A 24,018-nucleotide genomic window follows, 5' to 3' on the forward strand; every position below is an offset into this window, starting at 1 on the left:
CCATGCTTGGGGGGTCGGGTTCCAGTCCCCCTCGAAACCCCCCGCCGACTTCCGGAGTGATCCATGGCCACCGCCAATGAGCAGGACGACCGTCTCAAAGTTTTGAACCGCACCCTGGCGGACATCGAACGGTCCTTCGGCAAGGGCGCCATCATGAAGCTCGGCGACACCCTGAACATGGATGGCATCGACGTCATCTCCACGGGCTCCATCTCCCTGGACGCGGCCCTGGGCGTCGGCGGCGTTCCCAAGGGCCGGGTGGTCGAGGTCTACGGCCCCGAGGCCAGCGGCAAGACGACCTTGGCCCTCCACATGGTGGCCCAGGCCCAGAAGAAGGGCGGCCTGGCCGCCTACATCGACGCGGAGCACGCCCTCGATCCCGATTACGCCCGCAAGCTGGGCGTCGACATCGACAACCTCTTCATCAGCCAGCCCGACAGCGGCGAGCAGGCCCTGGAGATCTGCGACCAGCTGGTGCGCAGCGGCGCCCTCGACATCATCGTCGTGGACTCCGTCGCCGCCCTCGTGCCCAAGGCCGAGATCGACGGCGAGATGGGCGAGATGCAGGTGGGCCTCCAGGCGCGCCTCATGAGCCAGGCCCTCCGGAAGATGACGGCCTCCATCAGCCGCACCAACACCTGCGTCGTGTTCATCAACCAGATCCGCATGAAGATCGGCGTCATGTTCGGCAACCCCGAGACGACGACCGGCGGCAACGCCCTCAAGTTCTACGCCTCGGTCCGCCTCGACGTGCGGAGCATCCAGAGCATCAAGGGCAACACCGGCGATCCCCTGGTGGCGGCCAAGGACGAGGATTCCTCCGTCATCGGCAAGAAGACGAAGGTCAAGGTGGTGAAGAACAAGGTGGCGCCGCCCCTCAAGGTGGCGACCTTCGACATCATGTATGGCGAGGGCATCAGCCGCACCTCCGAGCTCGTCGAGCTCGGCACCCAGCTGGAGATCATCCAGAAGAGCGGCTCCTGGTACAGCTACAAGGATTCCCGCCTGGGCCAGGGCGCCGAGAACGTGAAGAAGCTCTTCGCCGACAACCCCGAACTGGCCGACGAGGTGGAAGGCCTCATCCGGGCCAAGGTCGGGCTTCGCGCCTGAGATCCGGGGGCGTGCGGGGGGCATGCCCCCGGGGGGTTCAGGAGCCGGTCCCGTTCTGGGACGGGCTTCTGAGCCGCAAGTGCCCCTCGGCCTCCTTCGCGGTGGCCTTGTCGCCAGCTTGTAGGCTCACGCGCCGGATGTCGGCCCACCACTCCAGGCGGTAGGGGGCATAGCGGAGGGCCACCCGGTAGTGCGCCACGGCCGCCTTCCCCCGGCCCAGGCTCGCCTCGCAGTAGGCCAGGCGGGCCCAGCTCTCCGCGTGGTCGCCCTGGAGGGCGAGTCCCTGCTCCAGGGCGGGGATGGCCTCCTGGAGGCGCCCGCTGTTGAGGAGGCTCGCCCCCAGGTTGAGCCAGGCCAGTCCGTAGTCGGGGCGGGCGGCGAGCGCGCGCCGGAACGCCGTCTGGGCCTCGGCGAAGCGGTTGAGGGAATCGAGGGCGGAGCCCAGGTTGTTCCAGGCCTTGGTGTAGCGGGGGTCCAGGTCCACGGCGCGCTGGTAGGCCTCCATGACCGCCCCGAGGAGGGCGGCGTCCTCCGGGTGGGCCCGGTAGCGGGTGTCCAGGGCGGTGCCCCGGGCATACCAGCCGGCCGCGTCGCGGGGGGAGCCCGCCACCCAGGCCCGGGTCAAGGCCTCCCAGTGCGCCTGGTTCCGGGGATCCTCCCCCATGAGGTCCGTGAAGTCCATGAGCAGCCGGTCTTCCACGATGGCCGGGCAGGCCAGGGGGGCGTCCTCCCCGCGCCCGCGAACCAGGGAGAGGACCCAGTCGGCGGGCACGGCGAAATCCATGGCCTCGGCCACCGGCACGTTGAACGTGGTGATCCCCAGCAGGTAGCCGTCCTCCGTGAACAGGCCGCCGCCACTGCTGCCGGGCCGGTTACGCGTGTTCGTCTGGATGAGGTGGCTCCCGCGGAAGGACCAGAGGGCCGTGATGCGCCCCCGCTCCTGGCCCAGGACGGGCCCGCCGCCGAAGCCCACCGCCACCACCGCCTCGCCCGCCCGGACCCGCTCCGCGGGCGCCGGTTCAGCCACAGGGAGGAGCAATCCCGGCAGGCGGAGGATGACCAGGTCCCGGTCCGGGGCGATGCACAGGGCGCTGGCCTCCCAGACGCGGTCCCCCTGGAAGGCGACGATGCGGTAGGCATTCTTCACCACATGGGCATTGGTGACGACCTGCCCGGACGCCACGACCACGCCGCTGCCCTGCTGGTACCGTCCGGGCGCGACCTCCGCCCGGATCCGCACGAGGCTCCGGGCCATGCGGTCCAGGGGGGCTGGCTGGGGGGAAGCCGGTCCCGGCGCGGGCTGCGCCAGCAGGACGGAGGCGCTCAGCGCCAGGATCCAGGGAAGGCGCATGGAAGGGTCTCCTTCGGGCGGCACAGCGGGGGGCGGATCCACCCATCATAGGATCGATCCGGCTTCCTTTCGCAGCCCGCGTGGCCGGGGCGCGCCCGTGGCCCCGTCGGAGCGGGGAATCCAAGCCTAGGCTGTGTTCGGAATCTATAGATTAGATAAATAGTTAACTTGTACTCATACGTAAAGGCTCGTACACCACGAATTTTCCTGGGGTAACGATGCCGAGACGTTTCCTGACCGATGCCATGTGGGCAAAGCTTGAACCGCTCCTTCCGCCAGAGCGTGGAGGGATGGGGCGATCCCGTCACCCCAACCGTCCCATGGTGGAGGCGATCCTGTGGAGGCACAGGACTGGGGCGCCGTGGAGGGACCTGCCGGAGGAATTTGGACCTTGGACAAGCGTGTACACGCGATTTGAGGCCTGGACCAAGCGCGGCGTGTGGCAAAGGATCCTGGAGTTCCTGCGCAAGGAAGCCGACCTGGAGTGGGTCATGCTGGATGGCACCATCCTTCGCGCTCATCAACCTTCAGCAGGCAAAAGGGGGGGCTCTGGAACCAGGCGCTCGGACGATCTCGGGGTGGATGCTCGACCAAGATCCATTTGATCTGCGATGCCCACGGTAATCCTTTGGATTTCCTGGTCACTCCGGGGCAAGCCCATGAAAGCCGGTCTGCTGAAGGATTGCTGTGCGGTTGGCAGGCAGAGTACGTGTTCGGAGATCGGGCCTACGATGGGAACCCGGTAAGGAAGGCGATCGAGGCCATGGGTGCGACAGCCGTCATCCCACCTCATCCCCGGCGCAAGAATCCGGCGGCCTGGGTCTCACACCTATACAAGGCCCGCCATGCCATCGAGCATGGGTTCGCCAAGCTCAAACAGTTCAGGGCGCTGGCCACCAGGTTCGACAAAACGGCGCGAAGTTTCTCAGCCCAGGTGGCTTTGGCCTGCATCGTGATCTGGCTGAGGCTATGAGCGGAGGGTGACAAGCGTTCCGGATCCTCATTGATCCTATGAAACGCGGAGGCGCGGAGGATCTCGCAGAGGGTCGCGGAGGAAAGCGCTCCTGGAACCTGCCACCTCCCAATGACACGTCCCAACGGGAGGCGTGATGGGAAGGCATTGGGGAGAGGTCGACGGGGAGGATCATCCGCACAAGGAGATCACCCAGGCCATCATCGGGGAGGCCATCGAGATCCAGAAGGCTCTGGGGCACGGACTCCTGGAAGATCCCTACAAGGTCTGTCTGGCGCACTCCCTGAGACTGGCCGGCCATAAGGTGAAGCGGGAGGTTTTCCTGGATATCGAGTGGAGGGGGCTTGTGGGCTTGATCCTTTCTCCGCGAGCCTCAGCGAGATCCTCCGCGCCTCCGCGTTCCAATAGGATGCTGCGAATGCGCGGCGCCATCAGGCACTGCAGCACAGACTCACTATTCCGGCTCCCCCATGCTCCGGCACGGATGGGTATTAGCCATTACTATCCTAGATTACGAACACACCCTAGTCGTCGCTCTGGACACCCAGGCTCAGGCCGCGGAGGTGGGCCGGAACGGGGCTGCTCGCCTGAGCCGACAGGGCGCCCTGCTGGGCCTGGCTGGCCAGGGCCGCGGGGGTCGGGCGGTGGGCGGCGGGCTGGGCGGCGCCCTTGATGAGGGCGGCCATCTGTTCGGGCGTGGCGAAGCACTCCAGGCGCTCGAGCTGGGCGGCCGTGGGGAAGCCCTCGTAGCGCAGGCGGCGGGGGCCCCAGATGTCCACCGGGGTGCCGTGCAGCTCGGAGATGCGGGGCAGGGTCTGGCGGAAGTAGATGCCCAGGGGCTGGCCCGTGGCCGCCAGGAAGCCCACCAGGTCGCTTTCCGGCAGCAGGACGGCGTCGCCCTCCTGCCAGGTGGTCAGGCTAACCGAGCGGCCCTGCTGGGTGCGGAGCATGCCCAGGGGCGCGGGGTGGCCAAGCTCGGCGGGCAGGGCGGCCTCCTGGGCGCGGTAGGCCTCGGCGAGGTCCGACTGGCGGAGCTCCCGCTGGGGCTGGGCCATGGGGTGCGGATCCTGGAGGTTGGCCGGCAGCAGGTGCTCGTGGACGCGCTGGTAGATGGTGGCCGCGATGCGGCGGCCGGGGCCGCCCAGGGACGTGGTGATGGCCTCGACGAGCTTGGGCAGCAGCACCTGGGGCGCGATGAGGATCCGGTCCTCGGAGGGCACGGCGACGAAGGTGTTCTGGCCCGGGAAGAGGCCCTCCCACAGTTCGGGCGCGAGGAGGCGGCTGGCGGCCTGGCCGTCATCGAAGACCCCCTGGTAGATGCCCGTGGGCAGGCGCTGGAAGGGCTTGTCCTTGGAGGCCTCCCGCAGCTGGTCCATGGCCCGGTCCATGAGATCGGGGGCGCCCAGGCCCCAGAGGGTCAGCCAGGGTTCGGGGATGACCTGGCCACAGGCGAGGATGCGAACCGCCAGACCTTCGATGAAAGGGCGATAGTAGCGACCGTCCCGCTCCGCCATCCAGAGGGGCACCACCTCGGGCCGCAGGTCGAACTGGGCGTCCACCCAGTCGGGAGGCAGCGGCCAGCCGTGCGCCACGCTCTCGGCGAGGGCATCGGCCCAGCGGACGCGCTCCGCGGCGCGGAGGTGCTGGAATTCCACCTTGAAGGGTTCCAGGCCCGGCAGGTCGAGGGGGATCTGCCGCTCGGCCATCAGCTCCTCGAGGGTGGGGAGGGGCGTCTTGTCGGCGGAAGCGAAGAATCGGGAGAAGAAAGCCATGGGGGGTCCAGCCTGGGAAGGGTTCCTGTTTGGTTTGGTCGGGGGTCTCCAGTTTGACGTAATCTGGAACCATGAAGGTCTCGGATTCACTGGATCGGCCCCTGCGGGCCCTGCGCATCTCGGTCACCGACCGATGCAATTTCCGGTGCCCATACTGCATGCCCCGGGACAGGTTCGGCGCGGACTTCGCGTTCCTGGATCGGAAGGAAGTCCTCACCTTCGAAGAAATCATACGCCTGGCGCGCGTCTTTGTCTCGGCGGGGGTTGAGAAGGTCCGCCTGACCGGGGGGGAGCCCCTCCTCCGCCACGGCCTGCCCACCCTCGTCGCCGGGATCGCCGGGGTGCCCGGCATCCGGGATGTGGCCCTCACGACAAACGGCTCATTGCTTGCGCCCCAGGCCCGCGCCCTGCGCGAGGCGGGCCTGCACCGGCTCACCGTGAGCCTGGATTCCCTGGATCCGGGCCGCTTCGCCGAGCTGTCGGATTCGACGGTCCCCCTCGCCCAGGTGCTGGCGGGCCTGGAGGCCGCGTCGGAGGCGGGTTTCCGGCCCGTCAAGCTGAACTGCGTCCTGCGCCGGGGGGTCAACGAGGAGGACATCCTGCCCCTGGCCGCCTTCGCGCGGGAGCGGGGCCACACCCTCCGGTTCATCGAATACATGGACGCCGGGACGGGAAACGGCTGGCGCCTGGACCAGGTGGTGCCGGCCCGGGAGGTGGCGGCCCGGGTCTCGGCGCGCTGGCCCCTGGCGCGCCGGGCCTGCCCGAAGGGCAACTGCGTGGCCCAGCACTGGGTCTACGCCGACGGGGCGGGGGAGCTGGGACTCATCGCCTCCGTGACCGAACCCTTCTGCCGGGGCTGCGACCGGGCCCGGTTGTCCGCGTCGGGGGTCCTGTACACGTGCCTCTTCGCGGCCCAGGGGCTGGACCTCAAGGGCCCCCTGCGGGCGGGGGCCTCGGACGCCGATCTGCGGGCCCTCATCGCGGAGGGCTGGCGTCGGCGCGACGACCGCTACTCGGAACGGCGCACGGAAGGAACGGCCGGTCTGCCCAAAGTTGAGATGTTCCACATCGGCGGATGAAAAAAAATTTCCGGCTGCTACCCTAGGGCCATGACGCCGCAGAAGGTTTCCATCGTGGCAAGGCTCCAGGATGCGCGGGGGCTTTCCTCCAGCCAGCGGCGAATCGCCGATTGCATCCTGGCCCGCATGGGGGACGCCGCCTTCTGGGGGGTGGAGGAGATGGCGGAACACAGCCAGAGCAGCGTGGCCACCGTGGTGCGCTTCGCCCAGAAGCTCGGCTATTCCGGCTTCCTCGAACTCCGGCAGGCCCTGGTCGCCCAGGCCCGCAAGCGGGACAAGAGCGGTGAGCGCCTCTTCCAGGCGCCGGAGGAGGCCGCGGCGACCCTCCTGGAGGTGGCGCGCCGCGACGTGGCCAACATCGAGCAGATGGTCCACGGGGTGAACGAAGCCCTGCTCCAGGAAGTGGTGCGGAGCCTCAAGTCCGCGCGCCACCGGGTGGCGGTGGGCCGGGGCGTGTCCGCCATCATGGCGGGCCAGTTGGCCTACCTGCTGACCCAGGCGGGTCTGCCGACGGTGGAGGGCAGCCCTGCGGACTTCGCCGCCCAGGCCTCCAACCTGGACGCGGGCGATCTGCTCATCGCCTTCAGCTTCCACCCCTATTCCACGGAGACCCTGGACGCGGCCGCCTACGCCCGCAAGAAGGGCATCCGCATCCTGGCCTTCACCGACAAGCTGGGGGCGCCCATCGCGCGCCTGGCCGACGCGACCCTGCCGGTGGCGGGCGAGAACCTGCTGTATTCGCACAGCCTGGCCGCCTTCTCCGTGCTCTCCCACGGCATCGCCACCGCCCTGGCGGCCTCGGAGCGCGAGGAGGCCATCCGGCGCGTGCGCGAGGCGGACCGGGTGGCCAAGCCCCAGTTCGTCAAAGACGCGTAAGCGCGTCCTGGAGGCAGGCCTCCCAGGTCTCGTCGGAGGTCTCGTCCAGGAGGAACTCCACCGCGTTGCCCGCGGGACGGCCTTCGGGCCGGGCGGACCACGCGTCGTACACCGCGTCGAGGCCGGAGCGGTCCAGGGGGTTGGCGCGCAGCTTGTGCGATTTCCGCATGCGGTCCGTGTCGGGGCCGCGCATGGACAGCCCGTGCCGGGGCGCGGCGTGGAAGGAGAAGACGTGCGCCCACGTGGTGCCGATCAGCTGGTCGAAGTGGAGGAAGGCCCCGTGGTTGGAGAAGGTGGTGGCCAGGGCCCGGCGCGGGCCGGCCCACAGCGCCGCCCACCGGCGCAGCAGGGCTTCGGCGCGCTGGCGCTCCTGCGGATGCTTCAGGCAGGCCTGGGCCTTGGTAATGAATATTTCCAGTTCTTCCAAGGCCCCTCCCCGGACACCATTGCCCTCGTTGATGTTCCCGGAAAGAATCTACCTTGTAAGATGATTTTACCCAAGCGGATCCCCCTCCCGCGAGACGCAGTCATGGCCCACGAGGAACCCCAGCGACCACCGGCACGCCCCTTCGGGGGGCGGGATGGCGCCGCGTGTTCCCTTCCCCTGCTGCTGGCGGCCCCGGCCGGGACGTTGGCGGGCATCCTGGTCCTGACCCTGCTCTGCCTCGCCGTCTTCGCCTTCTTCATGATCCGGGATCTGCTCCGCGCGAGGGCCGCCATCCTGCGGGAGCGCGAGCTCCGACGGTCCGCGGAGGAGGAGCTGCGCGCCTATGTGGACCTGCTCCCCATCGGCGTGGTCACCATCGACGCCTCCGGGCGCATGGCCCTCGCCAACCGCCGGGCCCCGGCCCTGCTGGGCCTGAGTCTGGAGAAGATGATGGCCCTGGACTGGACGCGCCCCGCCCTTTCCATCATCGACGGCGACGGGGACGGCCTGGAGGATGACGAACTGCCCTGGAACCGGGCCCTGTCCTGCGGACGGAAGATCACCGGCATCGTCCTGGGCGTCGAGCGCGAGGACAGCGGCGAGTGGGCCTGGATCTCCGTGTCCGCCCAGCCCCGGAGCGACGTGGCCGGCGCCGTGGCGGAGGTCATCTGCACCCTCGAGGACGTGACGCAGCAGAAGACCACCGAGGCGGAGCTGACCCTCCACCACCTGAGGGACAGCCTCACCAGCCTGCCCAACCGGGCCCTCTTCATGGAGCGCCTCTCCCGGGCCATCCTCCGCAGCGACCGCCGGAAGTTCTTCTCCGCCGTCCTCTTCCTCGACCTCGACCGGTTCAAGGTGGTGAACGACAGCCTCAGCCACGAGGCGGGGGACAAGCTCCTGGTCCAGGTGGCCAACCGCCTCCGGGGCTGCCTGCGGCCCGAGGACACCGTCGCGCGCCTGGGCGGCGACGAGTTCGCCGTGCTGTTCGAGGACATCCTGTCCGTGAACGACGGCATCAACGTGGCCGACCGCATCGCCCAGGGCTTCGTCCAGCCCTTCACCCTGAACGGGCAGGAGGTCTTCACCACCTGCAGCATGGGCATCGCCATCAGCACCGGGTCCGACACGATCCCGGCCGAACTCCTGCGGGACGCCGAGGTGGCCATGTACCGGGCCAAGGCCAAGGGGGAGGGCTCCATCGAGATCTTCGATCCGAGCATGAACGCCCAGGCCCTGGCGCGGTTCCACATGGACGCCGACCTGCGCCGGGCGCTGGAGCGGAACGAGTTCGTGCTCCACTACCAGCCCGTCGTGGGGCTCCGCACCGGCCGCATCGAGGGTTTCGAGGCCCTCGTGCGCTGGCGGCACCCCGAGCGGGGCATGGTGCCGCCCCTGGAGTTCATCCCCCTCGCGGAGGAGACGGGCCTGATCGTGCCCCTGGGCAAGTGGGTGCTCGAGGAGGCCTGCCGCCAGGCCGGCGAATGGCGCCGCAAGTTCCCCACCGGCCAGCCCCGGCTCATGAACGTGAACATCTCCGCCCGCCAGTTCCAGCACCGGGACCTCATCCACACGGTCCTGGGGGCCCTCCACGCCGCCGACCTGGAGCCCGGAAGCCTGAAGCTGGAGATCACCGAAAGCATCATGATGCGGGACCCCGAGGCCTCCCTGGAGGCCATGAAGGTGTTTCGGAGCATGGACATCCACCTGGTGGTGGACGACTTCGGGACGGGCTACTCGAGCCTGGGCTACCTGAAGCGCTTCCCCGTGGACACCCTGAAGATCGACAAGAGTTTCGTGGAAGGGATCGGCCGGGACCCGGAAAGTTCCGCCATCGTGGCCGCCGTCATCTCCCTGGCCCGCTCCCTGGGCATGCGCGTGACGGCGGAAGGCATTGAGACGCAGGAGCAAATGCAGCATCTGCAGCGGTTGCACTGCGACCAAGGCCAGGGCTACCACTTCTCGCGGCCCCTCCCCCCGGAGGCGGCGGAAGCCCTCCTGGCCCAGGACCCGCGCTGGCCGGGTTCATCTTTTTCTCAATGAACCTTCCCCTGGTATCTGCCACCTGTTATTAATGTTGCACGCCCGTGCTTCGCAAATTGAACTGGAACCCGTCGTCTAACGGTTGAGGCACTCATGATCAAGATCGATATCGCCGGAACCCTCATGCAGACGCTGCCCGTGTCCAAGGCCACGGCCCTGCAGGTTGTTGATCTTCTCACCGACCGCATGAAGAAGGCCCTGCTGGAGGGGCACCGCATCGAGATCCGGGGGTTCGGCGTGTTCGAGCCGCGCCCGCGCAAGCGCGGCATGGGGCGCAACATCAAGACCGGCGCCAGCGTGGACATCCCCAAGGGCCGCAGCATCCGCTTCAAGCCCGGCAAGGACCTGCGCGACATCAACGCCGAGTAGCTATTCCTTCGGATAGACGCGGACGCTCTTCCAGGTCTTCAGGAGCACCTTGCCCGGCGGGAACCCGCGGGGCTTCGAGACGTCCGCCACGCGGCAGTAGTGGACCTCCACCTTGCCGCCGTCCCGGGCCTTGCTGAAGAAGGCCGCGAGTTCCGCCGCGCGCTCCACCACGGGGCGGGGGAAGTCGGAGAGGCGGTCCGGGTTGCGCACGATCACGTGGCTGCCGGGGGTGCCGGCCACGTGGAGCCAGAGGTCCAGGGGCGCGCCCACCTTGAAGGTCAGCTGGTCGTTGTCCGCGTCGCCCTTGCCGATCAGCACCTCGAAGCCGTCCACCATCACGCTCCGGTAGGCGCGGCCTTTGCCGTCGGCGCGCTTGGCTTCCTTGGGGGGCTTGCTGTCCATGCCTTTCCTTTCCTTCAGGGGCGCCTTCTCCAGGGGCGGGGGCGCGGCCTCCCGCCGCGCCAGGTCCCGGAACTGCCGCTGGAGTTCCTGCTCCAGATCCGCGACCCGCTCGAGGCCGCGTTCGGCCCGCTTGACGGCGGTGAACCAGCGCTGGGCCGTTTCCTCCGCGCGCTGCCCATCGGGCAAGCGTAGCCGGGTACCGTCGGTGAGCTCAACCTCGCCGGCGCGCCCCTTCAGGCGGTACAGCTCGGCGGCGAGGGCCTGGGCCCGGGGCCGGAGCTCCAGGGCCCGGGTGTGGCGGGCCCGGTCCTCGGCAAGGGCCTCCCGGTAGCGCTCCAGCCGCTTCCGCTCCGCCACCAGCTTCCGGTCGGTGCGGGCCTGGCGGGGGGCCAGGATGAGCTTCTCGGCCCGGGCGAGGCTCCAGGCGCGATGGCGGACGAGGAGGGGCCCTTCGCCGGGCAGCACCTCCGGAAGCTCCCCGCCCAGGGCGGCCAGAAGCCGCTCCCCGAACGCCTCCCGCCACCGGAGGAAGGCCGGCGGCTCCCCCCGCGGTTCCGGCGCGGTGGGCGGGAAGGGCTGGCCCAGGCCGATGCGGGCGGGGTTGAGGTCCAGGCCGTCCAGTCGGACTCCGGCCCGGCCAGGGAAGGCCTGGAAGGCCAGGCGGGTGGCCTCGATGCGGCCGGTGACGGCGCGCCGGCGGAAGACCAGGCCCACCCAGCGCTCCCGGGGGTCCCCCTCCACCTCGGTGAGGCGGGCGCCCTTCAGCTCCAGGGCCCACCGCCGCGACAGGTCCCCCCGGGCCTCGGCCTTGAGCTGGACGCAGGCCTCGTCCCGCTCGTGGAGGAGCCACAGCTCCGGGGCGGGGTTGAGCAGGAAGACCCAGGCCAGGCCCGGGTCCAGCCCGCCCCGGCGGTCCGGGGCCCACTGGAGGCCCAGGGCGCGGGGGCCGCACCAGACCCCCTGGATGGCGCCTTCGCCGGCCAGGCGGCGGGCGTGGGCGAGGGCGAGGAGGAGCGGCGCGTCCATCAGAGGAGCTGGAGGAGCGCCTCGGTGGGCAGGACCATGGCGAATTCCCCGTGGAGCTCGGCCAGGGCGAGGTCGTGGAGGACCTGGGCCGGGATCGCGGCCCCGTCCGGACCCTCCAGGGCGAAGGCGGCGCAGGCGTCCCCGGCCACGACGGTCTTGAAGCCGAGGTCGCAGCTGAGCCGCGCCGTGGTGGAGACGCAGTGGCACGTGGTGAAGCCCGCGATCACGAGCCGGTCCACCCCCCGCGCGCGGAGGTGGGCCTCGAGGCCCGTGCCCACGAAGGCGCAGTGGGCGCTCTTGCGGAACTGCGCCTCGCCGGGGAGCGGCGCCGTGGCCTCCTTGAAGGCGTGGCCGGGCTCGTCGGGGTGCAGGGGCGAATCGGGGTCCCGGCTGTCATGGCGCACGTGGACGACCTCGAGGCCCTGGCGGCGGAAGGCCTCGGCCAGGGCCAGCTGGTTGGCCTCCGCGTCCGGATTGCAGCGCTCCCCCCAGAAGGGGTCGTCCCAGGCCTTCTGCACGTCGACGAGGAGGAGGGCGGTGGTGCGGGGCAGCATGGACATGATCCTACTCCGCCAGGACTTCGGTGAAGGGGGAGGGCCCGATCTTCTCGAAATAGGTCTTGAGGACCATCGTGGTCCGGGTGGTCACGTGGGGCCCCAGCCCCTTGATGCGGCGGAGGCGCACGTGGAGGTCCAGGGGGGTCTCGGCCACCACCTTCAGCAGGAGCCAGTCGGCGCCGGCGGTGCTGTAGGCGGCGAGGACGTCGGGCTCCTTCTCCAGCGCCTGGAGGAAGCGGTCCTCGGCGAGGTCGTCGCCGCCGGAGTGGAAGCGCACCGCGACGAAGGCCACGCAGGGCTTGTTGACGGCCTCGGGGCTCACGTTGGCGCTGTACCCGCTGATGACCCCGTCGGCCTCCAGGCGCTTGATGCGGTCGATGACGGTGGGGCGGCTGACACCCAGGCGCTCGGCGAGCTCGGCGTGGCTGATCCGGCCCTCTTTCTGGAGACAGGCCACCAGGCGGCGATTGAGGTCGTCCGTCATCAAGTTCTTCGGCATGGCGGGGGCTCCTGAGACAATAGGATGTCACATCCGGGGCCGCGGGTCCCGGGCAGGCCAGGGGACGTCATGGACTTCAGCACACCGCACACCGAACGCAGCTTCTTCCTCATCGCGGGGCCCTGCGTCATCGAGGGCCGGGACCACGCCCACTTCCTGGCGTCCAGCCTGCGGGACCTGGCGGAGGCCCGGGGGATCCCCTTCCTGTTCAAGGCCAGCTTCGACAAGGCCAACCGCACCTCCAAGGACAGCTACCGGGGGACCTCCCTGGAGGAGGGCCTCGACATCCTCTCCGAGATCCGCACCCGCCACGGCGTCCCGGTGCTCACCGACGTGCACGAGTCCGCCCAGTGCCCCCTGGTGGCCTCGGCGGTGGACGTGCTCCAGATTCCCGCCTTCCTGTGCCGGCAGACGGACCTGCTCCTGGCGGCGGGGGCCACCGGCCGGGCCGTGAACATCAAGAAGGGCCAGTTCCTCGCCCCATGGGACCTCCGCCACGCCGTGGACAAGGTCCGCACCGTCGACGGGCACGGCCCCGTCTGGGTGACGGAGCGGGGGGCCAGCTTCGGCTACGGCAACCTCGTGGTGGACTTCCAGGGCTTCCCCCACCTGCGCCGAACCGGCTGCCCCGTGGTCTTCGACGCCACCCACAGCGTCCAGAAGCCCGGCGCCCTGGGCCACGCCACGGGCGGCGCCCGGGAGATGATCCCAACGCTCGCTCGTGCGGCCGCGACGGCCGTGGACGGGTTCTTCTTCGAGGTGCACGAGGACCCCTCCAAGGCCCTCAGCGACGGCCCCAACGCCATCCGCCTGGACGCCTTCGGCGACCTCCTGGACCAGCTCCTCGCCATCTGGCGGGCGAGCCGCGCCGCCACCCTCGCGGACCCGGCGGCCCACCCCTGATCCGTCCTCCCCCGGTTCAGGTCCGCCGGGGAACGTAGAGCCCGAAGGTGGCCAGCGTCTCGGCCCAATGGGTGAGCAGCCGGAGGGCGGTGGCGCTGCCGGTGGCGGCCAGGTAGTCGGAGAGCAGGGCCTGGAAATCCCGGGCCGCGGCCTCGTCCAGGGGACGAGCCTCCAGGTAGGCGGCATTCACGTGGGCCTCCCGGCGCCGGTCCAGGAAGAGGCGGCCCCCGGTCATGCCCGCGCCCACGTTGTGGGAGACGGGACCCAGGATGGCCACGGTGCCGCGGGTCATGTACTCGCAGGCGTGGAGACCCGCCCCCTCGGCCACGGCGGTGGCGCCGCTGTTCCGCACGGCGAAGCGGTCCCCGACGAGGCCGTGGGCGTAGAGGGTCCCGCCCGTGGCGCCGTAGAGGGCGCAGTTCCCCAGGATGGCGTTCTCCTCCGGGACGAAGGCCGCCTCGGGGGAAGGCCGGACGACGACCCGTCCGCCCGACATGCCCTTGGCCACGCTGTCGTTGGCCTCCCCGAAGAGGGTGGCCTCGATCCCCGCCACCAGGAACACCGCGAAGCCCTGGCCGGCGCTGCCCCGGAAGGTGAAGCGGAGGGGGGCCGGGGGCGGGCTCCCCGCGGCGGCCAGGTGGCCGGAGAGGGTGGCGAGCACGGCCCGGTCCGTGGTGCGCACGGGGTAGGCGGCCTCCAGGCCGGTCCCGCGGGCCATGGCCGCCCGGGCCTCGGCCAGGAGGCGGGCGTTCAGCTCCGACACGGGCTCCCGCAGGGGCCGCACCTGGCCCGGGGCGGGGGGGGCGGGGGCCATGAACCGGTCCAGGCGGATGCGCCGGTCCCGGATGAAGGCGGCATGCCGGGCCGCGGGGCGAAGCCGCTCGGCCTGGCCGACGATGGACCCCAGCGAGGCCACCCCCAGGGCGGCCAGGTGGTCCCGCACCTCGCCGGCCAGGAGGCGCAGGAGGCGCACGATCCGGTCCTTGTCCCCCCGGTACCGGGCCTTCACCCGGGGATCGTGGGTGGCGATGCCGGCGGGGCAGGTGTTCTTCTCGCAGACGCGGGCCATGACGCAGCCCTCGGCGACGAGGAGCAGCTTGCCGAAATCGAAGCCGTCGGCGCCCAGGAGGGCCATCACCACCAGGTCGCGCCCGGTGAGGAGGCCGCCGTCGGCCCGGAGGCGCACGCTGTCCCGCAGGCCGTTCTCCACCAGGGCCCGGTGGGCCTCGGCCAGGCCGAACTCCACGGGCAGGCCCGCGTGCTTCATGGAGCCGAGGGTGGCGGCCCCGGTGCCCCCGTCCCCGCCGGCCACGTAGATGATGTCCGCCCCGGCCTTGGCCACCCCCACGGCGATGGTGCCCAGCCCCGCCCCGGAGACGAGCTTCACGCTGATCTCCGCGGCGGGGTGCACCTGGCGCAGCTCGAAGATGAGCTCCTTGAGGTCCTCGATGCTGTAGATGTCGTGGAGCGGGGGGGGCGAGATGAGGTCCACCCCGGGCATGGAGAACCGGGCCCGGGCGATCTCCTCGGTGACCTTGACGGCCATGAGCTGGCCGCCCTCGCCGGGCTTGGCGCCCTGGGCCGCCTTGATCTGGAGTTCCTGGCCGGTGACCAGGTACCGGGCCGTCACGCCGAAGCGGGCCGAGGCGACCTGCTTGGTGGAGGCGGTGATCCCCTCCGTCTCGAAGAACGGGTTCTCGCCGCCCTCGCCGCTGTTGGACCGGCCCCCGACCTCGCGCATGGCGAGGATGAGGTCGCGCTGGGACTCGGCGCTGACGGCCCCGAAGCTCATGGCCCCCGCCCCGAAGCGGGCCAGGATGGCCTCCTCGGGCTCCACGGCCTCCAGGGGCAGGGGGCGCTCCCCCGCGAGGTCGAAGAGGTGGCGCACCGCCACCGGCTCCGCGGCGGCCCCCAGGGCCAGGTACTCCCGGTAGCGCGCGGCGGCCTCGGCCGGCTCGAGGCCCGGCTCCACCATGCGGTGGACGGCGCGGGCCCGGGCGCTGGTCATGGCGTGGACCTCGCCCCCGCCCTGCGGGTTCTCCCGGAACTGCCAGGTGTTCAGGAGGCGGTCCGGATCCGCCGGGAGCGCCGTCTTCTCCAGGACGTCGCCGGCCAGTTCCAGGTAGCCGATGCCCCCCATGGGGCTGGCGTCGCCGGGGAAGAAGTTCTCCATGAGCTCGTCGCCGAGCCCGATGGCGGTGAAGAGCTTGGAGCTGACGTAGCTCTGCAGCACCGAGATGCCGCTCTTGCTCATGATCTTGAGGAGGCCCGAGACGAGCGCCTCCACCAGGTTCCGTTCGCGGGCGTCGGGGGAGAGCCCGGCGGTGAGGCGGTGGTCGTCGCCCCGGGCGATGCCCAGGGCCAGGTAGGGGCACACGGCCGAGGCCCCGAAACTGAGGAGCGCCGCCACGTGGTGGGGCGTGCGGGCCTCCCCCGTCTCCATCACCACGGAGGCGTCCAGCTTGAGGCCGGAGCGGTTGAGGGCGGTGACGACGGCCCGGAGCGCGACGAGGCCCGGGATGGGGGGCCGCTCCGGCGAGGCGTCGCGGTCGCTGAGGAGGACGATGGGACAGCCCCGCTCCACCGCCGCCAGCACCTCGGCGGCCAGGGCGTCCACGGCCGGCTTGAAGCCCGCGGGCCCCGCGGCGCGGTCCCAGGTCATGGAGAAGCGCCGGGGGATGATGGGGCTGGTGGAGGGGGTCTTGCGGGAGAGCTCGTGGAGGAAGCGCATCTCCCCCAGGGTCAGCACCGGCCGCGGGGCCTCGATGGCGGGCTCGGGGGGGAGCAGGTCCTTGGGAAAGAAGATGTTGGGACGGCGGCCCAGGTGGATCCGCAGGTCGGTGACGTTCTCCTCCCGCAGGTAGTCCAGGGGCGGGTTCGTCACCTGCGCGAAGCTCTGGTAGAAGTAGTCGAAGAAGGGGCGGTGCTCCACGGAGAAGACGTTGGGCCGGGCGGTGTCGCCCATGGAGCCGATGGGCTCCCGCCCCGCGGCGGCCATGGGGAACAGCAGCCGCTCCTGCTCCTCCTCGGTGAGGGAGAACAGCTGGCGCTGGGCCAGGGCGGGCGCGGGCTCCCCGGGCTCCGGGGCCGGCAGGCTCCTCAAGGGGAGGGTGCGCGGATCGAACCCCGCGTCCCGGTTGCCCCGGGAGATGGAGGGGTCGCGGAAGTGGACCCGGCCCGTGCCCAGGTCCACCTTCACCCCGGTGCCCGCATGGAGCGTGCCCTTGCGGAGGATGCGGCCCTCGGGGATCCCGAAGGCGCCCGCCTCGCTGGACAGGTAGAAGGCGTCCTCCGTGAGGGCCCAGCGGCTGGGACGGAAGCCGTGGCGGTCGAGACGGGCGCCCACGGTGTTGCCGTCGGAGTAGAGGATGATCGCGGGCCCGTCCCACGGCTCCATGGCGCGGCTCCAGAAATCGTAGAAGGGGCTCCGGCCCTGGCGGCCCCCGGCGGGGGGCATCATGATCGCCAGGATGTCCTCGAGGTGGGGGATGGCGCTGCGGTGCATCAGGGCCTCGGCCATCTCGTTGAGGCTCCCGGAATCGCTGATGCCGGCGTGGGTGAGGAGCTCGTCCCGGCGCAGGCCGATGGAGCGCTCCCGGGCGTGGGCCCAGGACCGGTTGCCGGCGATGGTGTTGATCTCGCCGTTGTGGGCGATGAGGCGGAAGGGCTGGGCCTTGTCCCAGCTCGTGCGGGTGTTGGTGGAGAAGCGCCGGTGGAAGAGGGCGAAGCGGGTCACGAAGCGGGGGTCCCGCAGGTCCAGGTAGAAGGCCTCCAGGGCGTCGGCCTGGGTGAGCGCCTTGTAGACGACGGTGGAGCCGGACAGGGACGCGAAGAAGAAGGCCCCCTTGATGCCCTGGTCGGCCTGTTTGGTCCGCACCTCCTGCTTCACGAAGTACAGGAGGCGGTTGAAGGCGGAGTCGGTCCGACAGTGGGCCGGGCGCCTGAGCACCGCCTGGACCATGGCCGGCCGGGTGGCGGCGGCCTCCTCCCCCAGCCCCCGGGGATCCACCGGGAGGTCGCGGAAATCCAGCACCGGGAGCTCGTGGTACGCCATGGTGGCGCAGAAGACGTCCAGAGAGCGGGCCCGCCGGTCCGGATCCTGGGGCATGAAGAGGTTGGCCACGGCCACCTGGCCCCGCCGGTAGCCGAGGAGGTCCCAGGGGATGTCGGTCATGACGCCGGCCCCGTCCCCGGTGATGCGGTCCGCCCCGCAGGCGCCCCGGTGCTCCATGCAGCCCAGGGCGTCCAGCGCTTCCCGGAGGACCCCGTGGGAGGCGACCCCGGTGCGGGAGGCGACGAACCCGACGCCGCAGGCGTCCCGTTCCTCCGCGGGGCGGAAGCTTCGCTGGTGAGGCTCGTCCTGGGCCATGGCATCCCTCCGGCAAGGGTCTGCCCCGGAATGTAGGAGGCTCCGGGCGAAGGGCCAGGGAAAAGTGCTTGAAACAACAATTTTGTAGGAGAAAATTTCAGGACCAACAATTCTGGAGGTTGGCATGGCGGACCCCGAACCCGGCCTTCACCTGGACGCCCTCCTGGACCTCAGCGTCGCCCTGGCCGCCCCCGAGATCCGCACCTCCCTGCCCCGGGTCCTGGAGATCCTCCAGGAGGCCTTCCGGGCCGTCACCGGAGCCATCGCCCTCCAGGATCCGGCCTCGGGGATCCTCCGGGTGGAGGCCTCCTTCGGCCTTCCGGCCGCGGCCCGGGACCTGCAGTACCGGGCCGGGGAGGGCATCACCGGCCTCGTGTTCCAGAGCGGGAAGCCCATCGTCGTTCCCAAGGTGGGGGACGAGCCCCTCTTCCTCGGGCGGTCCCTGCGGCGCACCAAGAACCGCGCCCTGCCCCAGGTGAGCTTCCTCTGCGTGCCGCTCTTCCTGGACGGCCGGCCCGCCGGGACCCTGGCCCTCACCGTGCCGTACGACGAGGCCCGGGACTACGCCGGCGACACCACGGTCCTCCAGATCGCTGCGGGGATGGTGGGCCTGGCCATGAAGGTGGCCCGCCTCGTGGCCGCGGACCGCCAGCGCCTGCTGGACGAGAACCGCCAGCTGCGCCAGGAGCTCCAGGACCGGTACCAGATGCAGAACATGGTCGGCAAGAGCCACGCCATGCGCCAGGTCTTCGAGCAGGTGGCCCAGGCCGCCCCCGCCAGCACCACGGTCCTCATCCGCGGCGAGTCCGGCACCGGCAAGGAACTGGTGGCCCGGGCCATCCACTACGGCTCCCACCGCGCCGGCCGGCCCTTCGTGGAGGTGAGCTGCGGGGCCCTGCCGGAGGCCCTCATCGAATCCGAGCTCTTCGGCCACGAGGCCGGCGCCTTCACGGACGCCCGCACCGCCAAGCCCGGGCGTTTCGAGCTGGCCAACGGCGGCACCCTCTTCCTGGACGAGATCGGCGAACTGTCGCCGGCCACCCAGGTCAAGCTCCTGCGCGTGCTCCAGGAGCGCCAATTCGAGCGCCTGGGCGGCGTCACGCCCGTGAAGGTGGACGTGCGCCTCGTGGCGGCCACCCACCGCAACCTGGAGGCCCTCATCCAGGCGGGCACCTTCCGGGAGGACCTGTACTACCGCCTGAACGTCTTCGAGCTCTACCTGCCCCCCCTGCGGGAGCGGAGCACGGACATCCTCCTCCTGGCCGACCACTTCGTGGAGAAGTTCGCCCATGCCCAGGGCAAGGACGTCCGGCGCATCTCCAACAGCGCCATCGACATGCTCATGGCCTACCACTGGCCGGGCAATGTGCGGGAGCTGGAGAACTGCATCGAGCGGGCCGTGCTCGTGTGCCCCGGGGGCGTGATCCACGCCCACCACCTGCCGCCCACCCTCCAGACGGCGGAGGCCTCCAACACCTTCCTGGGCACCTCCTTCGAGGAGGCCGTCGGCGCCTTCGAGCGGGACCTGATCCAGGACGCCCTCAAATCCGCCCGGGGCAACCGGGCGAAGGCCGCCCGCCTCCTCCAGACCACGGAGCGGATCCTCTCCTACAAGGTGAAGAAGTACGGCATCGCGTTCGGAAAGGGCTACAAAAACGTTCCATGATTTTACCATTGCGACAAAATTGTCTATGCCCCCGGAGGCGCCTTTGGATGCCTTCTCGTTTATTTGCTTTGTTTAGCTGAAACCGTCGTCCCTGGCACGGCGGCTGCTATCCCCCATGGGAGGGGCACGGCAGCCCGGGGGGACGCATGGACAAGGCGCGACGACGATCCTGGCCGGGAGGGCGCGGGGCCCTCCGGTGGGGCCTGGCCCTCCTCCTGGTCACCGGGGCGGCGGCCCTCGCGGCGGCGGACCCCTCGGGGGGCGCCACGGGCGGCATCCAGAACGTGCCCGCGCAGACGCCGGGCCAGCCCACCCTCCAGGAACTGGGGGCGGCCCTCGGCCAGACGCGCGTCTCCCTCAATTTCGTGTGGGTGCTCTTCTCCGGCTTCCTGGTGATGTTCATGCAGGCCGGCTTCGCCCTGGCGGAGACGGGCTTCACCCGCGCGCGCAGCGCCGCCCACACCATGACCATGAACCTGATGGTCTACGGGATCGGCATCCTGGGCTTCTGGGTCTGCGGATACGCCCTCCAGATGGGCGGCTCGGGCGGGCCCGCGGGGGCGGCGCTGGCGGCCCCGGCCTCCATGTCGCGGCTGGTGGGGCCGGTCATCCACGGCCAGGTCTGGGGGCTCTTCGGCGGCAGGGGGTTCTTCCTGACCGGCGGCGCCTACGATGTGTCGGCCTTCGCCATGTTCCTCTTCCAGATGGTCTTCATGGACACGGCCCTCACGATCCCCACCGGGGCCATGGCGGAGCGCTGGAAGCTCTCGGCCTTCACGATCTACGGCTTCGTCGCCTCCATGCTCATCTACCCCGTCTACGCCTGCTGGGCCTGGGGCGGCGGCTGGCTCTCCCAGCTGGGGCGGAACGTGGGCCTGGGCCACGGCTACGTGGATTTCGCCGGATCGGGCGTCGTCCACCTCACGGGCGGGACGATGGCCCTGGTCGGGGCCGCGGTGCTGGGGCCCCGCATCGGGAAGTTCGTGAAGGGGAAGGCCCAGGCCATTCCCGGCCACGACCTGTCCATGGCCTTCCTGGGGTGCTTCATCCTGGCCTTCGGCTGGTTCGGGTTCAACGCCGGCTCCACCCTGGCCGGCACGGACCTGCGGATCTCCGTCGTGGCCACCAACACCATGCTGGCCTCGGCCGCGGGGGCCCTGGCCGCCTACGGCTTCACCTGGCTCAAGTACGGGCGTCCCGATCCCTCCATGAGCGCCAACGGCCTCCTGGCGGGCCTCGTGGCCGTGACGGCGCCCTGCGCCTACATCAACGCGCCGGCCGCGGTGCTCGTGGGCGCGGTGGGGGGCGTGCTCGTGGTCGCCGGGGCCCTCTTCGTCGAGAACACCCTCGGCATCGACGACCCGGTCGGGGCCGTGGCGGTCCACGGCTTCAACGGGATCTGGGGCCTCCTCGCCCTGGGCCTGTTCGCGGACGGGTCGTACGGGCAGGGCCTCAACAACGGCCCCGCCACGGGCGTGACGGGCCTCCTGTACGGGGACCCCGGGCAGCTCGCGGCGCAGCTCGTGGGCATCGGCGCCAATCTGCTGTGGGTGGCGCCCACCAGCTACGCGCTCTTCAAGCTGATCGACCTGGCGGTGGGCATGCGGGTGGCCCCCGAGCACGAACTGCAGGGCCTGGACTTCCACGAGGTGTCGGCCCCCGCCTACCCCAGCGACGGCGCCGGCCTCGGCTCCCCCGTGATGGTGTTCCAGGCGCCGCCGGCGGCCGCCGGCGCCAGGACGGCCCGCCCCGCATCCACCGTCCCCCAGGAGGCCCGGTCATGAAGCTCATCACCGCGATCATCCGTCCCGAGCGCCTGGAGGACGTGAAGGCCGCCCTCTTCGAGGCCGAGGTCACGGGGCTGACCCTCCACCGCGTGGCCGGCCACGGCGGCGAGACCGTCGCCTTCGAATCCTACCGGGGCGCGCCCCTGGTGTACGAGTTCCACGAGAAGGTGCAGCTGGACATCGCCGTCTCGGAGCCCTTCGTGGAAGCCACCCTCGCCGCCATCCTCAAGGCGGCCCGGACCGGGGAGGTGGGCGACGGGAAGATCTTCGTGCGGCCCCTGGAGCGGGTCGTGCGGATCCGCACGGGCGAGACGGACGTGGACGCGCTGACGCCGGATCCCATGCGCTTCCCCTGAAGCGCCGGCGGAACCATCGGGGGGACGGGCACGGCGGACACGGGTGGCTCCTGCGCCGGTCCTGTCCCCCCGGTCACGGGGGGGGTCAGACCCCCGCGGCGTAGGTGAGGTTCAGGAGGGCCATGGCCCGCGTGACCTTGCCGACGCTGTTGCGCTTCGTGTTGGTGTACTGGATCCCCTTGGCGTCCAGGGCGGGGTAATCGAAGTTGCCCTGGTGGCTCAGGTCCACGCACAGGGCGGAGGGCTTGATCCAGTCCGTGGGGAGCAGGTAGTCCTGGGCGGGCACGGCGCTGATGATCACGTCGGCCATCTTCACGAAGCCCTCGAGGTGGTCCTGGTTCGTGTGCTGGTGGCAGATGATGGGCGTGCCCTTGAGGTTGGCCACCATGGCTGAGACCGGGCGGCCGATGCGGAGGCTGTCGTTGATGATGAGGACGGTCTTGCCGGCGAAGTAGTCGGTGCCGAAGCCCCGCTTGATCACCTTGATCACCGCGCGGCCCGTGCAGGGCACCATGCACACGCGGTCGATCCCCTCGGACATGCGCTTCCGGAACTTGTTGAGGTAGCCGATGTTGATGGAGTGGAGGCCCTCGATGTCCTTGCCGGGGTCCACCAGGTCCATGATCTCGTCGTCCTTCAGTTCGGGGTACCGGAGGGGGTAGAAGATGAAGATGCCGTCCGTGCCCGTGTCCTGGTTCAGGTGGGCGATGAGCTTGACCACCTGGATCCCGCTGCCGACCATGTGCAGGGAGGTGCGGATGCCCATCTCCTCGCAGTCCTTCACGAGCAGGTCCCGGTAGAGCACGCTGCCGGGGTCGTCGCTGCCCAGGATCACCCCCAGGCCGGGCGCCCGGCCCAGCTTCTTGACGTTGGCCTTCACCCGCTCGCGGTAGTGCAGGGCGGTCTCGACGCAGTCCAGCTTTCCGGTCGGATGGAAGGTCATTCGGCACCTCCGGGCCATTCTACCGGTTTATCCTAGGACGGAATGCAGGAGGCCCCGGTTTTCATGACAAAGCAGGCACCCCCCGCCCAGGCGCTGCAGGTCCGGCTGGCGGCGTCGTACCCGGACGCCCGCTGCGCCCTGGACCACGTGGACCCGTTCCAGCTCGTGGTGGCCACCCTCCTGAGCGCCCAGTGCACGGACGCCCGGGTCAACCTGACGACGCCCGCCCTTTTCGCCCGGTTTCCCGATGCCCGGGCCCTCGCTTCGGCCGACCTGGCGGAGCTGGAGGGCCTGATCCGTTCCACGGGATTCTACCACAACAAGGCCCGGAACCTGAAGGCGCTGGGGGCCGCCCTCCTGGCGCGCCACGGGGGGGAGGTGCCGGACACCCTGGAGGCCCTGGCCGCCCTCCCCGGCGTGGGGCAGAAGACCGCCAACGTCGTCCTCAGCAACGCTTTCGGCGTGCCGGCCCTGCCCGTGGACACCCACATCTTCCGGGTGGCCCGGCGCCTGGGCCTCTCCACCGCCGGGACCCCGGAGAAGGTGGAGGCCGACCTTTGCCGGCAGTTCCCCCGCGCGGCCTGGATCGACCTGCACCACCAGCTCATTCTCCACGGCCGCCGGGTCTGCGACGCGCGGAAGCCCGACTGCGCCGGCTGCGGCCTCCTGGACCTGTGCCCCACGGGCCAGGGGGCCCAGCCCGATCCCCACAGCGGCCGGGTGCTGGACGCGCCCCGGGGCGCCGCCCGGGTGGCCCCGGCGCCCGCCCCGGCCCCCGCGCCCGCCACGGCCCCCACCCGGATCATCTCCCTGGTGCCCAGCGTCACGGAACTCCTGGTGGCCTGGGGCCTGGCCTCACGCCTGGCCGGCAGGACCACCTTCTGCGTGGAGCCCCGGTGGATCCGCAACACGGTGCCCGCCATGGGGGGGACCAAGGATCCGGACCTCGCGCGCATCCGCTCCCAGCGGCCGGACCTGGTGGTGATGGAGCGCGGCGAGAACACCCGGGAGGCGGCGGAGGCCCTGGCCGCCGCCGGCCTGCCCCTCCTCGTCCTGGACATCCGGCGCGTGCGGGACTGCCTCAAGGCCTACCAGGTCCTGGCCGACGCCGTGGGCCTGCCCGAGGCGGGCCGGGCCCGGGCCGCGGCCCTCAAGGCCCGCCTGCGGCCGGCGCCCCGGAAGGGGCCCCGGACCGTGGTCCTCGTCTGGAAGGAGCCCTGGATCGTGGCCGGCCCCGACACCTACGTGGGGGACCTCGTCCGGCAGGCCGGTCTCATGCCCGTCGGAGGGGACGGCTACCCGCGCCTGGACGACGCCGGCCTCGCCGCCCTCGACCCCGAGGTGGTCCTCCTGCCCAGTGAACCCTACCGCTTCACCGTCCGGCACCGGGACGCCCTGGCCCGCTTGCTTCCCGGGGCCCGCGTCCGGCTCGTGGAGGGCCGGGCCCTCACCTGGTACCTGAGCCGCACCGAGGATGCCATCCTGCAGCTGCGCGCCCTGTCCTGATCCC

The 24,018-nt window shown here is 70.8% G+C and carries 18 protein-coding genes and 2 pseudogenes; 12 read left to right on the plus strand and 8 right to left on the minus strand.

What is annotated here, in order from left to right; genetic code table 11:
• Nucleotides 1-63: 63 nt before the first annotated feature.
• Nucleotides 64-1,110, plus strand: a complete 1,047-nt coding sequence (recA, locus tag R2J75_RS00265; protein WP_243347206.1) for a recombinase RecA — start codon at nt 64-66, stop codon at nt 1,108-1,110.
• Nucleotides 1,111-1,147: 37 nt separating this feature from the next.
• On the opposite strand, the gene R2J75_RS00270 is transcribed toward recA, so the two are convergent.
• On the minus strand, nt 1,148-2,461 hold the full coding sequence (locus tag R2J75_RS00270) for a tetratricopeptide repeat-containing S1 family peptidase (protein WP_316410860.1): 1,314 nt from the start codon (nt 2,459-2,461) through the stop codon (nt 1,148-1,150).
• Between the two features lie 245 nt (nt 2,462-2,706).
• On the opposite strand from R2J75_RS00270, the pseudogene R2J75_RS00275 reads away from it, so the two are divergent.
• Nucleotides 2,707-3,434 (plus strand): annotated as a pseudogene (locus R2J75_RS00275) (IS5 family transposase).
• Nucleotides 3,435-3,570: 136 nt separating this feature from the next.
• Nucleotides 3,571-3,765, plus strand: a pseudogene (locus R2J75_RS19760) (GxxExxY protein); the annotation flags it as partial.
• 193 nt (nt 3,766-3,958) lie between these two features.
• Here R2J75_RS19760 and R2J75_RS00280 read toward each other — a convergent pair.
• Nucleotides 3,959-5,206, minus strand: coding sequence for a hypothetical protein (locus tag R2J75_RS00280; protein ID WP_316410861.1), 1,248 nt, complete (start codon nt 5,204-5,206; stop codon nt 3,959-3,961).
• A 71-nt stretch (nt 5,207-5,277) separates the two neighbouring features.
• Between R2J75_RS00280 and moaA the strand changes: the two genes are divergently transcribed.
• Together moaA and R2J75_RS00290 are read left to right on the plus strand one after the other, a co-directional pair.
• On the plus strand, nt 5,278-6,285 hold the full coding sequence (gene moaA / locus R2J75_RS00285; protein ID WP_316410862.1) for a GTP 3',8-cyclase MoaA: 1,008 nt from the start codon (nt 5,278-5,280) through the stop codon (nt 6,283-6,285).
• A gap of 54 nt (nt 6,286-6,339) precedes the next feature.
• Complete coding sequence (locus R2J75_RS00290; RefSeq protein WP_243334767.1) at nt 6,340-7,161, plus strand: MurR/RpiR family transcriptional regulator; 822 nt, start codon at nt 6,340-6,342, stop codon at nt 7,159-7,161.
• Here the strand turns inward: R2J75_RS00290 and R2J75_RS00295 are convergent.
• Nucleotides 7,148-7,588, minus strand: a complete 441-nt coding sequence (locus tag R2J75_RS00295; RefSeq protein WP_243334766.1) for a hypothetical protein — start codon at nt 7,586-7,588, stop codon at nt 7,148-7,150. The genes R2J75_RS00290 and R2J75_RS00295 overlap by 14 nt on opposite strands.
• Before the next feature lie 102 nt (nt 7,589-7,690).
• On the opposite strand from R2J75_RS00295, the gene R2J75_RS00300 reads away from it, so the two are divergent.
• Nucleotides 7,691-9,631 carry a putative bifunctional diguanylate cyclase/phosphodiesterase gene (locus R2J75_RS00300; RefSeq protein ID WP_243334764.1) on the plus strand — a complete coding sequence of 647 codons (1,941 nt, stop codon included), beginning with the start codon at nt 7,691-7,693 and terminating at the stop codon, nt 9,629-9,631.
• Between the two features lie 93 nt (nt 9,632-9,724).
• Nucleotides 9,725-10,000, plus strand: a complete 276-nt coding sequence (locus tag R2J75_RS00305; protein WP_243334762.1) for an HU family DNA-binding protein — start codon at nt 9,725-9,727, stop codon at nt 9,998-10,000.
• Here the strand turns inward: R2J75_RS00305 and R2J75_RS00310 are convergent, their stop codons facing one another.
• From R2J75_RS00310 to R2J75_RS00320, 3 genes are read right to left on the minus strand one after another with little or no spacing between them, the layout of a single operon-like run.
• Nucleotides 10,001-11,428, minus strand: a complete 1,428-nt coding sequence (locus tag R2J75_RS00310; RefSeq protein ID WP_243334760.1) for an NFACT RNA binding domain-containing protein — start codon at nt 11,426-11,428, stop codon at nt 10,001-10,003. It lies immediately after the preceding gene.
• Nucleotides 11,428-11,988, minus strand: coding sequence for a cysteine hydrolase family protein (locus R2J75_RS00315; RefSeq protein ID WP_316410863.1), 561 nt, complete (start codon nt 11,986-11,988; stop codon nt 11,428-11,430). Before R2J75_RS00315 ends, R2J75_RS00310 begins: the two co-directional genes overlap by 1 nt.
• A 4-nt stretch (nt 11,989-11,992) precedes the next feature.
• The gene (locus tag R2J75_RS00320; protein ID WP_243334756.1) at nt 11,993-12,484 is read right to left on the minus strand and encodes an Lrp/AsnC family transcriptional regulator; all 492 of its coding nucleotides are present in this window, start codon (nt 12,482-12,484) and stop codon (nt 11,993-11,995) included.
• Between the two features lie 69 nt (nt 12,485-12,553).
• Here R2J75_RS00320 and kdsA point away from each other — a divergent pair, with 69 nt between their 5' ends.
• Complete coding sequence (gene kdsA / locus R2J75_RS00325) at nt 12,554-13,387, plus strand: 3-deoxy-8-phosphooctulonate synthase (protein WP_316410864.1); 834 nt, start codon at nt 12,554-12,556, stop codon at nt 13,385-13,387.
• Between the two features lie 16 nt (nt 13,388-13,403).
• Here the strand turns inward: kdsA and gltB are convergent, their stop codons facing one another.
• A complete protein-coding gene (gene gltB, locus R2J75_RS00330; protein ID WP_243334752.1) occupies nt 13,404-17,756 on the minus strand; it encodes a glutamate synthase large subunit in 4,353 nt (1,450 codons plus the stop codon).
• A 124-nt stretch (nt 17,757-17,880) separates the two neighbouring features.
• Between gltB and R2J75_RS00335 the strand changes: the two genes are divergently transcribed.
• The 3 genes from R2J75_RS00335 to R2J75_RS00345 all read left to right on the plus strand — a co-directional run bounded on the left by R2J75_RS00335 (nt 17,881) and on the right by R2J75_RS00345 (nt 21,565).
• Entirely contained in the window at nt 17,881-19,422 is a 1,542-nt protein-coding gene (locus tag R2J75_RS00335; RefSeq protein ID WP_243334750.1) for a sigma-54-dependent Fis family transcriptional regulator, read from the plus strand.
• Nucleotides 19,423-19,568: 146 nt separating this feature from the next.
• Complete coding sequence (locus tag R2J75_RS00340) at nt 19,569-21,206, plus strand: ammonium transporter (RefSeq protein WP_243347277.1); 1,638 nt, start codon at nt 19,569-19,571, stop codon at nt 21,204-21,206.
• Nucleotides 21,203-21,565: a P-II family nitrogen regulator gene (locus R2J75_RS00345; protein WP_243334746.1), complete on the plus strand. Its 363-nt coding sequence runs from the start codon at nt 21,203-21,205 to the stop codon at nt 21,563-21,565. The genes R2J75_RS00340 and R2J75_RS00345 overlap by 4 nt, the downstream gene beginning before the upstream one ends.
• 85 nt (nt 21,566-21,650) lie before the next feature.
• On the opposite strand, the gene R2J75_RS00350 is transcribed toward R2J75_RS00345, so the two are convergent.
• On the minus strand, nt 21,651-22,508 hold the full coding sequence (locus tag R2J75_RS00350; protein ID WP_243347279.1) for a bifunctional 5,10-methylenetetrahydrofolate dehydrogenase/5,10-methenyltetrahydrofolate cyclohydrolase: 858 nt from the start codon (nt 22,506-22,508) through the stop codon (nt 21,651-21,653).
• Between the two features lie 63 nt (nt 22,509-22,571).
• Here R2J75_RS00350 and nth point away from each other — a divergent pair, with 63 nt between their 5' ends.
• A complete protein-coding gene (nth, locus tag R2J75_RS00355; RefSeq protein WP_316410865.1) occupies nt 22,572-24,014 on the plus strand; it encodes an endonuclease III in 1,443 nt (480 codons plus the stop codon).
• Nucleotides 24,015-24,018 lie beyond the last annotated feature (4 nt).

The organism is Mesoterricola sediminis, assembly GCF_030295425.1.
In the GTDB taxonomy this organism is placed as follows: domain Bacteria; phylum Acidobacteriota; class Holophagae; order Holophagales; family Holophagaceae; genus Mesoterricola; species Mesoterricola sediminis.